A 14,128-nucleotide genomic window follows, 5' to 3' on the forward strand; every position below is an offset into this window, starting at 1 on the left:
TCCTCATTATTTCCAAATACCCTTTGTATCAACGATGAATGCAAAGTTAACTGCTTTATCAGCTTTAATGAATTCCTTATGATCAACCAACAGAACGGCAATATCTGTTTTATCTTCTGATCCTATAAAACTAATCAGCTTAGAATTTTTACTCATTTCCTCCGAAAGCTCATGAATATTAGGCTCAACAAAATTAACAACTGAGGCATGCATTTTTGCAATTTTTTGGGCAATAGCTAATGAAGGGCTTTCACGAAGATCGTCTATGTTGGGTTTAAATGCCAAACCAAAACAAGTAATTCGTACATCTTTTGTTGTTTTATCTGGATTCGCTTGCAAAAAGTCTGCTATCGCTAATTTAACTTTATTAATGACCCACTCAGGCTTTGCATCATTCACTTTACGTGCAGTATGTATCAATTGAGCTTCTTGTGGCGTTTTTGAAATAATAAACCAAGGATCAACTGCAATGCAATGCCCCCCAACACCCGGACCTGGCTGAAGAATATTAATTCTAGGGTGGCGATTAGCCAATGCTATCAACTCCCATACATCGATGTCTAATTTGTCACAGATAACAGATAATTCATTTGCGAATGCAATTTGCACATCACGGCAACTATTTTCAGTCAATTTTGCCATTTCGGCGGTACGCGCATTCGTAATAACGCAATCACCTTTTACAAATGTTTTATAAAGTTCAACACTACGCTCGGAACAGCGTTTTGATAGCCCGCCAATAACGCGATCATTTTCAACTAACTCTCGAACAACCTGCCCTGGTAATACACGCTCAGGACAATGAGCTATATTTACATCTGCATTTTCGCCTGCTGTTTGAGGAAAACTCAAATCAGGACGAGCTTCAGCCAACCAAGCCGACATCTGTTCTGTAGCGCCAACGGGTGAAGTTGATTCTAAAATCACTAAATCACCCTTTTTAAGTACTGAAGCAATTGCTTTAGTGGCAGATTCAATATAACGAAGATCAGGCTCTGGTATATCACCTTTTTTACAAGCTTTAAATGGTGTAGGTACCGCTATTAAAAAAGCATCGGCAATCTCTGGCTTTGTGACTGCTTTTAAATACCCTTTTGCAACCGCCTCTTGAACGAGAAGATCTAAATCAGGTTCAACTATGTGTACTTTTCCTTTATTAATCGTCTCGACAACATGGGCGCTCACATCTACACCAATAACCTTAACTTTATACGATGCAAACATAGCAGCAGTTGGCAAGCCTATGTAGCCAAGACCAATAACAGAAATAGTTTTAAAAGACATAATTTAACCTTTACTTTTTATCTAAAATATTAAGAATACGTTCACATGCATTACCATCGCCATAAGGGTTATGTGCATAACTCATTTTTTTGTAAATTTTTTCATTTACTAATAATTCATTTAAGCTAGATACAATAGTATCTACATCTGTACCGACTAGTTTTACAGTCCCAGCTTTCACTGCTTCGGGGCGCTCTGTTGTATCTCTCATAACTAGAACAGGTTTTCCTAATGAAGGGGCTTCTTCTTGAATGCCTCCCGAATCTGTTAATATAATATGAGAACGATCCATTAGATAAATAAAAGACAAATATTGCTGAGGCTCTATTAAGAATATATTATCTATATTATTCAAAATACGATTAACCGGCTCGCGTACATTCGGGTTTAAATGCATTGGATATAATATTTGAATATCTGGATGTGTTTTCGCGGTCTTAGCTAGCGCCTCACATATACGTTCAAAGCCACCACCAAAACTTTCTCGTCTATGGCCTGTCACTAAAATTAATTTTTTTGCTTTATCTAAAAAAGAGAATTTTTCTGATAATTTAAGATTTAATGCGGGATCAGTGTCAATTTTATTTTTAATCATTAATAACGCATCTATAACCGTATTCCCGGTTACATTTATATTATTTTTTGAATGATTTTCTTTAAGTAAGTTTTCTTTTGATACCTCTGTAGGTGCAAAATGATACTTTGCCAATGAGGCTGTCAATCTACGATTACCTTCTTCCGGCCAAGGAGAATAAAGGTTACCAGTGCGAAGACCGGCTTCCACGTGACCAACCGGTATTTGTTCATAATAAGCTGCCAAACTTGTAGCAAATGTCGTAGCCGTATCGCCATGTACAAGTACAACATCAGGCTTAAAATCCTCAAGTACAGGCTTTATTTCTTGTAAAATTCTCGCTGTAATATCATTTAATGTCTGACCTTTTTTCATCAGATTTAAATCATAATCGGGACTAATGTCAAAAAGTTCTAATACCTGATCTAGCATTTCACGATGCTGCGCTGTAACACAAACTTTAGCCTCAAAACGAGGGTCTTCCGCTAATGCAGCCACTAACGGCGCCATTTTTATAGCTTCTGGACGAGTACCAAAGACAGTCAATACTTTCATCTTATTCTCTTTTTAAAAGTAACTCTTATATGAACAAAAAAACCAGCACGCTATTATAGCATTTTTTTGTCAAGCTTCCACTCTCCTACTCGATAACTTATTGCCAGCAAAGTATTTTTTTTATTAACTATTTTCTTTATGTTTTAATTGTGGTAAGCACTTGTTTCTGCTTTAAAATGTCATTATGCTCTTTAAGGCTATATTTAGCTAAATTTCATATTGTACTTTGATAACAATATTTTTACATATAGTCCCCAATAAAGGCATACTCCTATGTTTCGTTTGTATTACTTTCAAAATTTACGCATTGCACAGGCTTTTTCTGACCACTTAAATACGCTCGATATTGATAATAAAATTGAAAGCGATGAGTTTAATTATGTGCTTATTCTTTTAAAAAGTGATCAACAAGAGCAAGCTCAACATGAGCTAGATGCATTTCTTGAAAACCCCAACGCTGATAAGTACCTATCAGCGAGTTGGAGTACAGGTAGCACTAAACAAGTCCGTAATAGTGCCTACGATACCCACGAGAACTTACTTAATAACTTTATTGCACATGCAGGGATATTAACGCACAGCGTGCTGGGACTTTGCGTCTTCGTTTTTATCTTAATGAATATTGGCTTTTCTGAGTCGACCTTTAGAGCACTGGCCTTCTTTGTAAATCAACCTTTTGATCTTTCACAAAGTTGGCGTTTTATTAGTCCAGCTTTCTTGCACTTTAGCTTATTACATATTGTGTTCAATTTATTGTGGTGGTGGCAACTCGCAGGTGTTATCGAAAAGCAGCAAGGCTCCGCACGTTTACTCATTCTTTTTGTTTTTTCAGCCATAGCGTCAAATTTAGCGCAGTATTTTTTAGTGAGCCCTTACTTTGGAGGCTTAAGTGGTGTGGTTTATACTTTGGTGGGTTATTGCTGGCTTAGTGGACGATTAGATAAAAGTAGTTTAGTCAATTTACCACAATCTTATTTTCTGTTTTTACTGTTTTGGTTGGCGTTAGGGTTTGTTGATATTCTACCGGTAAATGTTGCCAACTATGCGCATCTTGTGGGCTTATTAGCGGGGCTAATAATGGCAATACTCTGCCATTATTTATTTCACAAAAAAAAAGAAAGTAAGCAATAACTTACTTTCTTCATTTAACTCTAACGTTTATTTTTTTCTAAAAGCGCCAAGGCCAGGAGGTGTACCCATGCCTCCCATACCGCCCATGCCAGGTGGTAACATTCCTTGCATGCTCGACATCATTTTACGCATCCCGCCTTTACCAGACATCTTCTTCATCATTTTTTGCATTTGCGTAAACTGCTTTAATAATTTATTCACATCTTGTATTTGGGTGCCTGAGCCTGCAGCGATACGACGCTTACGTCCACCTTTAATGATTTCTGGTTTCGCACGCTCTTTTTTGGTCATAGAATTAATAATAACTTCCATTTGATCCGTCGCTTTATCATTAACTTGGCTTTTCATTGCGTCAGGAAGTTGTCCCATGCCCGGCAATTTATCCATCATACCCGCCATACCACCCATACTTTTCATCTGCACAAGTTGGTCTCTAAAATCTTCAAGATCGAAGCTCTTACCTTTTTTAAGCTTTTTAGCTAATTTTTCTGCTTTTTTCTTATCTACTTTTAGCTCTAGATCTTCGATTAAAGTAAGAACATCACCCATTCCCAAAATACGTGAAGCAATACGATCCGGATGGAAAGCTTCTAGGGCATCTACTTTTTCACCCATACCAATAAATTTAATCGGCTTACCAGTAATGTGGCGGATAGAAAGTGCAGCACCACCCCTAGCATCACCATCGGCTTTGGTTAATATGATACCGGTTAGAGGTAACATCTCATTGAACGCTTTTGCTGTATTAGCCGCATCTTGACCTGTCATTGCATCAACAACAAACAATGTCTCAATCGGCGATATTGCAGCATGCAAGTCTTGGATCTCTTTCATCATGTCCGTATCGACATGCAAACGACCCGCGGTATCGACGATCACAACATCAATAAATTTCTTTTTGGCATGCGCGATAGCAGCATTAGCAATATCAATAGGTTTTTGGCTAATATCACTGGGAAAGAATTCAACATCGACTTCGCTCGCCAATGTTTGCAGTTGTTTAATAGCGGCAGGGCGATAGACATCGGCACTGACCACTAAGACTGATTTTTTCTCTTTATTCTTTAATAAGAGAGCTAGTTTAGCAACAGAGGTTGTTTTACCCGCACCTTGCAAGCCTGCCATTAATAAAACGGCCGGAGGCTGCATCGCTAAATTAAGTGATTCATTCGACTCACCCATTGCAAGTTCAAGTTCTGTTTGCACTATTTTTAAAAAGGCTTGCCCTGGATTTAATGTTTTTTGAACTTCACGCCCTAATGCACGTTTTTTGACAGCTTTCATGAAATCTTTGACAACAGGTAAAGCTACATCAGCTTCAAGTAATGCCATGCGCACTTCACGTAAGGTCGACTTTATATTGTCTTCCGTTAAACGTCCTTTGCCACTGATACTTTTCAGGGTTTTCGATAGTCGCTCAGTTAAATTTTCAAACATCAGAGATCTCACTGCTAAATTAAAAGAATAATGAAGGATTATACCTGTAAGCCTTGTAGATGTAAAAATCAGCACCGCATCATTTTATCGAGGCACATAATATTAGGTATTAATGGAACTATACTTCGTTTTAACACTCTTTATACTAAAGGTATTAAGTATTCACTTGTCATTCGCCAAATTTTGAATATGATCAGCAAATCAACCGTAATATAAGTGGAATGGTATATGGATTATTATGCACTAGTCAGTAGTGTTTTTTACTTTATGGCAAGCTTTATAGTAAGCAAACGCCTTTTTTCAAATGCGCTTGCCTATCGCGTGCATTTTACTGCCTGTATTAGTATTGCTTTTTTTGCTCATTTTTCTTGGCTCTATCAACACATTTTTTTAGTCAGTGGACAAAACTTACCGATGTTAAATGTGCTCTCCATGATCACTTTTATTATTGCAGTACTGTCAACGCTTGCCCATAAACGCTTTAATACCGGTGTTTTATTACCTGTGGTTTATGCTTTTTGCATTTTAACGTTTATTATTATTACTTATCTTCCGAGCCATTACATTACCCATTTAGAGCGCAACCCGCTTATCGGCACACATATTCTTTTTGCTTTACTCGCCTATTCTGTTTTAACCATTGCCAGCTTATTTGCCTTACAACTTGCTTATTTAAACCACTATTTAAAACGACCGCAACTTATTAAAAGAAAACTAAGTCTGCCACCTTTAATGACACTAGAGAAAAGTTTATTTCAATTTATATTGATCGGCTTTATTTTACTAAGTTGTACGTTATTAACCGGTTTTTTCTTTTTAGAGCATATGTTTTATAAAGAAAACGCACATAAAGCCGTACTGACTTTATTTGCTTGGGTAATTTACGCCGTATTATTATGGGGTCACTTTAAGCGCGGTTGGCGAGGGCGCATGACGATTTATATCACCATAGCTGCTTCCTCATTATTAACCCTTGCTTATTTCGGCAGTCGCTTTGTACGAGAGATCATCTTATCGTAAAATAAAATCCCCTTAAAAACCTTCGCTTGTGTCTTTTGTTGAAGACAGAAATGGAAACAGATCACATAAATAAATATTTATTTATGTGCTCAATTTAGGGGACACAACCAAAAACAACCCAAAAACATCAAATACAAACCTTTAAAAACCCCACACCATGCACTTAAAGCCAAAGCCAAGCCAATCAAACCTCAATCACAATCAAAAACACCCCTTTTATAGCGATTTTCGCCTTTGCAAAAAAGTTCAATTTTAATTGCATTTATTTTTTACGTTGATAATGTCTCCTATGAAATACAGCTTAACTTAAAAAAATAAAATTTTTGATAGATAAATACAACTATTTAAAAGGCGCAGGAAAATGAAAAAAACAATACTAGCAATGGCTATCACCGGATTATTTGCAGCAACAGCAGCACAAGCTGCCACAGTATATGATGCTGATGGCGTAACACTTAAACTTAATGGTGATGTTAAAATTAATTATGGATCTGACGTTCGTAAGTTTAATGATAACAAAGTAGATTCAAACTACATTGAACTTGATGACGCTGACTTTTCTTTTGCTTTAGGTTACGAAATCGGTAATGGCATTGAACTTGGCGCAACCATGGAAATTTCAGGTGAAGACGACAATATCGCATTAAGTGATACATTCCTTAGTGTTGCTGGTGATTTTGGTACAGTTACTGTTGGTAAACAACCTTTGATCTTTGATGATGCAGGCATCGGTGAAGATTTTAAATTTGGCTTTGATACTTACGCGAATACGACCGATTCTGGCGAGCAAGTTATTAAATACAAAGGCGACTGGGATACATTTTATGCTGGTGTTGCTTATATGCTTAATGGCGATGCAACAAGCAATGGTGACGGAACAACGGGTGAAGACGATAAAAATCAAGTAGATGCTAACTTTGGTGTGCGTTTTGCTGGCATTGATGCTGCTGTTTATTACTCAACAGGCACAAATAATCTAAAACAAGATAACAACGCTTATATTTTACAAGCAATGTACAATGCAGATGCATTTAAAGTTGGCGCTTTTTACTCAAATGAAACAATTGAAAATTCAAATGGCTCAGATCTTAGCGATTTAAATCACTACGGTGTATCTGGTAACTATTACATGGACGCATGGAACTTTGGTCTTGGTTGGGGTGCAGAAAAAGATAACCTAACCTCTAATAATGATCGTAATGATTACTACGCAAATGTTGCGTATGCATTCACATCAAACATTCAAAGTTATGTTGAAGTCGGTTACAGCGATGAAGATGACAGTGAAGTAGGTTACGTTGTCGGTATGGAAGTCGTTTTTTAAAGAGTAGTACATTAATACTTTTTAAAGACACCGAATATCAAAATCGAAGCCTACGTGCTTCGATTTTTTATGTCATACGCTCAAAACAACCAACTCCCCCCCTTTCTAATAGCACTTCTTCTCTTTAATAAATAAACGACCATAACTATTCCCTTATTAATAGTAAGCTTAAGATCAGACATAGTTCACAAATACCATGCTATGGGAAATAAATTTAAATCAAATAACAATCAATCAAAAGAAAGGGAAACAACTTTCGCCGCCGACAAAACCAACAATAAATGTGACGCTCGTCACACTAACGCTATTGATTATCATTTGGCAACATATAAAGTAATTAAAACATCACCAAAAAACCAATTTTAAGCCGTTTTAGCTACATTTCACTCTCTTTTAAAAAGTTCAATTTTTATTGCATTTATTTTTTGGCATTGCTAGTGTCTGTCTGTAAGAAAAATAACTGCTTACGCAGGGTATATGGATCATTTAATTAATTATTAATAATTAATACTTTAAAAGGCTATGGAAATGAAAAAAACGATACTAGCAATTGCTATCACAGGTTTATTCGCGGCTACAGCAGCACAGGCTGCAACAGTTTATGAAGCAGACGGCGTAACAATTGATCTTTACGGCGATGTAGAAGTACAATATTTAAACGATACTGCTAAAGACAGTGATAAAGACGGTGTTATTCTTATTGATGACGCAGATTTCGGTTTTGGTTTAACTTATGATGTAGGCAACGGTTACACTGTTGGCGGCACAATGGAAATTTCAGCTGAAGATGGCACTGCAGAATTAGGCGATACATTTGTTGGCGTTAGTCATGATTCATACGGTACGTTAACAATTGGTAACCAAGCAACTATTTTTGATGATGCTGGTATCAGTGGTGATTATGAATTCGGCTTTGACACTTATGTCGGCGATGTTACAGATGCAAGTACTCAAGTTATCAAATATAAAGGCGAGTGGGACAATGTATACGCTGGCGTAGCTTATGTACTAAGTGCTGATAAACTTAAAGATAGCTCACACACTGTTGATGCTAATGTAGGTATCCGTGTTGGCGGTCTTGATGCTACTGTTTTCTACTCTACTGGTAAAACTGCAGCTAAAGACGAAGTAACAGCTTACATCCTACAAGGTGTATATACTTTTGATGCATTCGATCTTGGTGCTTTCTATGCAAACACTGCAACTAAAGATAATGCTTCAAATGTAGATACTAAAGATAACGATGCTTACGGCGTATCTGGTAACTACTACATGGACGCTTGGAACTTCGGTCTAGGTCTTGGTATTGTTAAAAATAACGTAGCAGATACTGATTCAAAAAATTACTATGCTAATGTAGGTTACTCATTTACATCTAGTGTTCATGTATATGCTGAACTTGGTAAATCTGATGCAGATAATACTGAATTAGGTTACATTACTGGTGTTAAAATAAACTTCTAATAGCCTTATTTATTAGTGTTTATTATGATCCCGAAGTTTATACTTCGGGATTTTTTTTGAATGAATAACGTATTCATTCAACGTTAAGACGTAGCACCCTAAATTATTTCCCTCAAATAGGCCTCATTAATTAGCTCTGTAAGTCCCGGTCACACTTCTTCGTTTTTTATATTAATACTGACACAATTTAACAAACCAACATTAAGCAGATATCGCGCATAATTTTCCATTGCACTTAAAAATAAACCAATATTATTTTGTTTTATTACGCATTGTTCGTTACTATCAAAGATTCATCTATACTTAACTTTATTTAATAAAAAGGGCCCGTTTTGAACGAAATCTCGACCACTGCACTGCTGATCACTTTAGTTGTTTTGATCCTACTTTCTGCTTATTTCTCAAGCTCTGAAACAAGCATGATGTCACTTAATCGTTATCGCTTACGACACATGGCGCAAGCTAAAAATAAGGCAGCGATACGCGTTGAAAAATTACTGACTAAGCCCGATAAATTAATTGGTCTTATTCTCATTGGTAATAATTTAGTTAATATTTTAGCTTCCGCCATCGCGACCATCATCGGTCAACGCGTGTTTGGTGATGCAGGTATTGCTATTGCGACCGGCGCATTAACCTTAATTATCCTGATCTTTGCAGAGGTCACGCCAAAAACCTTAGCGGTGCTTTACCCTGAGAAAATTGCATTTCCCAGCTCTTATATTCTTATTTTTTTACAAAAGATATTAACGCCCATCGTTTGGATGATCAATGGTATCTCTAATGGTTTATTGCGCATCGTCGGCATAAAAGTCATCCATAAGAATAATAATGCACTCTCGAGTGAAGAGTTACGCTCTGTTGTTCATGAAGCAGGCTCTCTTATTCCCGCGCATCACCAACAGATGTTGCTCAGTATTCTTGAACTTGAGAAAGTCACTATTGATGAGATCATGATCCCGCGTAATGAAATTGATGGGATAGACATTAACCTTGACTGGGAAAGCATCTTAAAACAGTTACAACATCGCAATCACACCATGACGCTGTTATATCGCGACACCATTGATGATGCGATAGGTTTTGTGCATGCGCGTGATTGTTTAAATATATTATTAAAAGAAGACTTCACGAAAACGACCTTATTGCGTAGCGTCAGAGAGCTGTATTTTATTCCTGAAGGTACGCCTTTAAATACTCAGCTGAGTAAGTTTCAACATAATAAAGAGCGCATTGGCTTAGTGATTGATGAGTATGGTGATATTCAAGGATTAGTGACTTTAGCGGATATTTTGGAAGAGATTGTTGGCGATTTTACAACGACTCGCGAGCCAAGTAGCTCAGAAGAAATTCAAAAACAACAAGATGACTCTTACATTATGGAAGGCAGTTTAGGTCTTCGTGATATTAATAAAGAGATGGGATGGAAACTCCCAACCGATGGCCCGCGAACGCTAAATGGTTTGATTTTAGAGCACCTTGAAGAGATCCCAAACAGTAATATTAGTGCACGTATTTGTGGCTATCCGATGGAAATTTTAGAAGTTGAAAATAACACCGTCAAGTTAGTCAAAGTCATGCCAGCATTGTACCAAGAAGAAAGGCGTTAAATAACGTTGAGCGTCGTGAGCAGATCTCACGACGCATTACTTTAATCGAAGAACAAGCGCCACAACCAACTTGAATCTAAGTTTTCTCGGCAGCCTTTTAATTGTGAGGCATATTTTTTAGCACGACTATTTACTTTCCAAGACACTTTCATTAACCAGGGCTTTTTCTTATAACTTTTATTACGATAACCACCCCATCCTTCATGATAATTTAAGTACTGGCCATACGCATTCCATTTAGATACCCCATTAATTTTATGCGTTTTTGCCGTAAACCAGCCCATAAAATCTATCGCATCATCAAAATCATCTCGATCCGCCCAACTGTTACCCGTTTCTCGCTTATAATCACTCCAAGTCATTGTTTTGGCTTGTGCGTAGCCATAAGCATCGCTAGCGCGGCCAATAGGAATAAACCAGAAGTATTGCATCGGAGGCTGGGCATCATGCTTAAAACTACTTTCTTGGTACATCATAGCAAGAGGCACATGGATAGGCGTTCCCCAGGTGTCCTGCATCTCTTTCGACGCATCATACCAATCGCGGTTTTCTAAAAAAATAGAACAAATATTGTCAGGATTTTTAGGAGGAGGAGTGGCGCAAGCGCTTAAGTACAAACAACTCAAAAAAACAACAATATACTTTGGGACTTGCATACGGCAATGATCCTTTATTGAGCACATGCGCAGTGGCATATTTGTTAACATAAAGTAAAGCGAATAGGCAAAGGCATAAGTTTTTACTTACGCCTCTTATATTATCTAAGTTCGCCTATTTATTTTGAGCTTTAATGAAATATTGCTCTAAATAGTCATCAAAGTTAAGCACATCGGCTTGTTCTTTTTGCGCTTGTTTTTGTAATGAGAGTGTTTTTTGTTGTTCAAAATAGGCATCCGAATAACAACGATAATCTTGTGCTATTAGCTGCTTCTTATACTCTTTAGATAACTCTAATGCCAGTGAGCACTTACTGCGATTTTGCCCGGTAAGATGCGATAACACACGAGCAGAGCTCGTAAGCTCAGTCTTGTCAAAACGCACAGAAATATGCTTTATGGCATCACTATACTGATTGTCTGGACTGTTTTTATCAAGTACGACGGCTAATTGTTGCAATTCCTCACTTAGCATTTCTCCCCACGCAGCGATTGTTTTAGTTGAGCCTTCAATCTCTAACTGCAGATCAGGTTTACGCCCTTGCGTCACCACGCAATCAAAATTTTTCGCATAATGCTGCTCTTCTGCCTTCGTTAAGCTATCCGAAGGACGCATGGCACACCAAATGAGGAAAAGATCTAAGAAGTAAACTTGCTCTTCACTGATCCCCACTTTTTCAAAAGGGTTCACATCAAGAGAGCGAATTTCAATATATTCAACGCCGCGAGCATGCAATGCTTGAGAAGGCGTTTCACCTTCGTTTAATACTCGTTTAGGACGAATAGAGGCGTACAGTTCATTCTCGATTTGTAAAACATTGTCGTTGAGTTGTACATAGTTACCCGCATTTTTAATGCCTAACTTTTTAAATTCAGGTGATTTATGCTGCAGAGCATCACGCACCGACGTTATATACTCGGGTAAACTATTGTAAGCGATATTCAGCGCTGCCTGCTCACTGCTGGTATAGCCTAAGTCGCTAAGACGAAGTGAGGTTGCATAGGGTAAGTAAATACATTCTTCATCAAATTCTTGAAAGTCAAAAAGGGTTTCTTTACCTTGAATAAAAGATCGGCAAATAGCAGGCGAAGCACCAAATAGAAAAGGAATGACCCAACCATAACGGAAATAATTGCGCATTAAGCCTAAATATCCCGCGGATTGGCGCTCTTTTCCGCTTAATGGCGAATCATGTATCTCTGCCCAAACAGGCCAAAAATCGTTTGGTAATGAGAAGTTATAATGCACGCCTGAAATAATTTGCATCATACTGCCATAACGATTGCTTAAGCCTTGTCGATACGTTGTTTTCATTCGACCGACATTAGATGAGCCATACTGTGCTAACTCAACGGCGCTTTGGTCATTTACATAACAAGGCATACTAATCGGCCAAAGTGTTTCATTTACATCTAAATTTTTAGCCACGTAATGATGTATATCATTGAGATAATCGAATAACTGAGGCACTGTTTTTGCAACAGGGGTAATAAACTCTAATAAACTTTCTGCATAATCTGTCGTAATTGATGAATGACAAAGTGCGCTACCAAAGGCATAGGGATGTGATTTTTGTGAAAGATGAGCATTTTCATCAACGCGTAATGCTTCGCGTTCAATACCTCGGCCTAAGCCTATTATTGATTGTGGTTGTTGTTCTATAACCGCTAAGCGTTGCTTAAAAGTAAGAGACACGATATACCCTTAGTAAGATCTGATCCGAATAAATAGGTTACCTAATTTATTAGCGGATAACAAATACAAAATAAAAAAAACACAGTGAATTTCAGCATTAATTCCCACAAGTTAGCTTAACGGCGCTCATAACAAATGCTTAGTGATTGTGTTTATTTATTTTTAAAAAACAGAAAACATTGCAGAGTCGCAATTCTAATAGGAACTATACGTTGAGTGGGTAATAAGGAATGGGTCGCTACATTAAGTTAATACAATAAAACGTAAAAATAGTTACCCGGTAACACATAACGTTTTTACATAATATAAACAGATTTAAAATGGGAGTAGATTTGTTTTTGATTTAATATATATAAAGGAATGTACTAATAAAATGGTGCGGGTGAAGGGATTCGAACCCCTGACCGCCTGGTTCGTAGCCAGGTACTCTATCCAGCTGAGCTACACCCGCATAGATGCATAATATGATGGAACATATTATTAAGCTCAAAGAACAAAAAGCAGTATAAATAAAGCTTTAAAAGAATGGTGCGGGTGAAGGGATTCGAACCCCTGACCGCCTGGTTCGTAGCCAGGTACTCTATCCAGCTGAGCTACACCCGCCGCGATATTCTTTTGTTCTTCTTTTTGATTCTCAACTCATCCTTCGTACAAATAGAAAGATGGTGCGGGTGAAGGGATTCGAACCCCTGACCGCCTGGTTCGTAGCCAGGTACTCTATCCAGCTGAGCTACACCCGCTTTAAGAATCAGTACAAAATGGCGGTGGAGGAGAGATTCGAACTCTCGAACGGGCTATAAACCCGTTACTCCCTTAGCAGGGGAGCGCCTTCGGCCACTCGGCCACCCCACCGTCGTCTTGTTGGTCGTTATAATACGGTGTTCTAAAAACAAGTCAAACCTTTTTTGACTGCTTAATGTTGTTTGCTTACTAAACCAACAAAGCGTTCAATTTATAGCAACAACATCAACTTAAAGCTCATTTTTTAGACTATGAAATATAAAAAAGAGCGATACTATAACAACTTTTGATCATACTAAATTTCAAGAGAAAAGATATTTGAAACTTTCCCTTCAAAATTTACTAACAATAAAAAGGCTTTATTTATTGTGCTTCTGCGACTTTAACTGCTTCATTGGCTTTTTCAGCCTGAATACGCATATAAATTTCTTCACGATGCACGGAAATTTCTTTAGGTGCATTTACACCTACGCGCACTTGATTACCCTTAACACCTAAAACAGTAACGGTAACATTATCACCGATCATTAAAGTTTCGCCTACACGACGGGTTAAAATTAGCATATCCTGCTCCTATTATTATTATTCGATCCGATTGAACGCATTATGACCTAATTATGATAAAAATTCAGCTTT

At 37.6% G+C, this 14,128-nt stretch carries 11 protein-coding genes and 4 tRNA genes; 5 read left to right on the plus strand and 10 right to left on the minus strand.

The window, feature by feature from the left end; translation table 11 throughout:
* Window positions 1-6 precede the first annotated feature (6 nt).
* Together wecC and wecB are read right to left on the minus strand one after the other, a co-directional pair.
* A complete protein-coding gene (gene wecC, locus PCNPT3_RS12205) occupies window positions 7-1,284 on the minus strand; it encodes a UDP-N-acetyl-D-mannosamine dehydrogenase (protein ID WP_015466164.1) in 1,278 nt (425 codons plus the stop codon).
* Window positions 1,285-1,294: 10 nt separating this feature from the next.
* Window positions 1,295-2,413 (minus strand): non-hydrolyzing UDP-N-acetylglucosamine 2-epimerase, encoded by a 1,119-nt coding sequence (wecB, locus tag PCNPT3_RS12210; RefSeq protein ID WP_015466165.1) that lies wholly within the window; start codon window positions 2,411-2,413, stop codon window positions 1,295-1,297.
* 273 nt (window positions 2,414-2,686) lie between these two features.
* Between wecB and glpG the strand changes: the two genes are divergently transcribed.
* Window positions 2,687-3,544 carry a rhomboid family intramembrane serine protease GlpG gene (gene glpG / locus PCNPT3_RS12215; RefSeq protein WP_015466166.1) on the plus strand — a complete coding sequence of 286 codons (858 nt, stop codon included), beginning with the start codon at window positions 2,687-2,689 and terminating at the stop codon, window positions 3,542-3,544.
* Between the two features lie 27 nt (window positions 3,545-3,571).
* Here glpG and ffh read toward each other — a convergent pair whose 3' ends face one another.
* Window positions 3,572-4,981, minus strand: a complete 1,410-nt coding sequence (gene ffh, locus PCNPT3_RS12220) for a signal recognition particle protein (protein WP_015466167.1) — start codon at window positions 4,979-4,981, stop codon at window positions 3,572-3,574.
* A gap of 228 nt (window positions 4,982-5,209) precedes the next feature.
* On the opposite strand from ffh, the gene PCNPT3_RS12225 reads away from it, so the two are divergent.
* The 4 genes from PCNPT3_RS12225 to PCNPT3_RS12240 all read left to right on the plus strand — a co-directional run bounded on the left by PCNPT3_RS12225 (window position 5,210) and on the right by PCNPT3_RS12240 (window position 10,399).
* The gene (locus PCNPT3_RS12225) at window positions 5,210-6,001 is read left to right on the plus strand and encodes a cytochrome C assembly family protein (protein ID WP_015466168.1); all 792 of its coding nucleotides are present in this window, start codon (window positions 5,210-5,212) and stop codon (window positions 5,999-6,001) included.
* A 361-nt stretch (window positions 6,002-6,362) separates the two neighbouring features.
* On the plus strand, window positions 6,363-7,325 hold the full coding sequence (locus PCNPT3_RS12230; protein ID WP_015466169.1) for a porin: 963 nt from the start codon (window positions 6,363-6,365) through the stop codon (window positions 7,323-7,325).
* 528 nt (window positions 7,326-7,853) lie between these two features.
* Entirely contained in the window at window positions 7,854-8,789 is a 936-nt protein-coding gene (locus tag PCNPT3_RS12235; RefSeq protein WP_015466170.1) for a porin, read from the plus strand.
* A gap of 332 nt (window positions 8,790-9,121) precedes the next feature.
* Window positions 9,122-10,399, plus strand: a complete 1,278-nt coding sequence (locus PCNPT3_RS12240) for an HlyC/CorC family transporter (protein ID WP_015466171.1) — start codon at window positions 9,122-9,124, stop codon at window positions 10,397-10,399.
* 41 nt (window positions 10,400-10,440) lie between these two features.
* Here the strand turns inward: PCNPT3_RS12240 and PCNPT3_RS12245 are convergent, their stop codons facing one another.
* From PCNPT3_RS12245 to csrA, 7 genes are all read right to left on the minus strand, one after another.
* Window positions 10,441-11,055 (minus strand): transglycosylase SLT domain-containing protein, encoded by a 615-nt coding sequence (locus PCNPT3_RS12245; protein WP_015466172.1) that lies wholly within the window; start codon window positions 11,053-11,055, stop codon window positions 10,441-10,443.
* A gap of 115 nt (window positions 11,056-11,170) precedes the next feature.
* Window positions 11,171-12,751 carry a glutamate--cysteine ligase gene (gshA, locus tag PCNPT3_RS12250; RefSeq protein WP_015466173.1) on the minus strand — a complete coding sequence of 527 codons (1,581 nt, stop codon included), beginning with the start codon at window positions 12,749-12,751 and terminating at the stop codon, window positions 11,171-11,173.
* Between the two features lie 374 nt (window positions 12,752-13,125).
* A tRNA-Arg gene (locus tag PCNPT3_RS12255) sits at window positions 13,126-13,202 on the minus strand.
* A 75-nt stretch (window positions 13,203-13,277) separates the two neighbouring features.
* Window positions 13,278-13,354, minus strand: a tRNA-Arg gene (locus PCNPT3_RS12260).
* Window positions 13,355-13,414: 60 nt separating this feature from the next.
* Window positions 13,415-13,491: transfer RNA gene (locus tag PCNPT3_RS12265), tRNA-Arg, on the minus strand.
* 19 nt (window positions 13,492-13,510) lie between these two features.
* Window positions 13,511-13,603 (minus strand) — tRNA-Ser (locus tag PCNPT3_RS12270).
* 252 nt (window positions 13,604-13,855) lie between these two features.
* Window positions 13,856-14,056: a carbon storage regulator CsrA gene (gene csrA, locus PCNPT3_RS12275; RefSeq protein ID WP_015466174.1), complete on the minus strand. Its 201-nt coding sequence runs from the start codon at window positions 14,054-14,056 to the stop codon at window positions 13,856-13,858.
* Window positions 14,057-14,128 lie beyond the last annotated feature (72 nt).

It is taken from the genome of Psychromonas sp. CNPT3 (assembly GCF_000153405.2).
GTDB lineage: Bacteria > Pseudomonadota > Gammaproteobacteria > Enterobacterales > Psychromonadaceae > Psychromonas.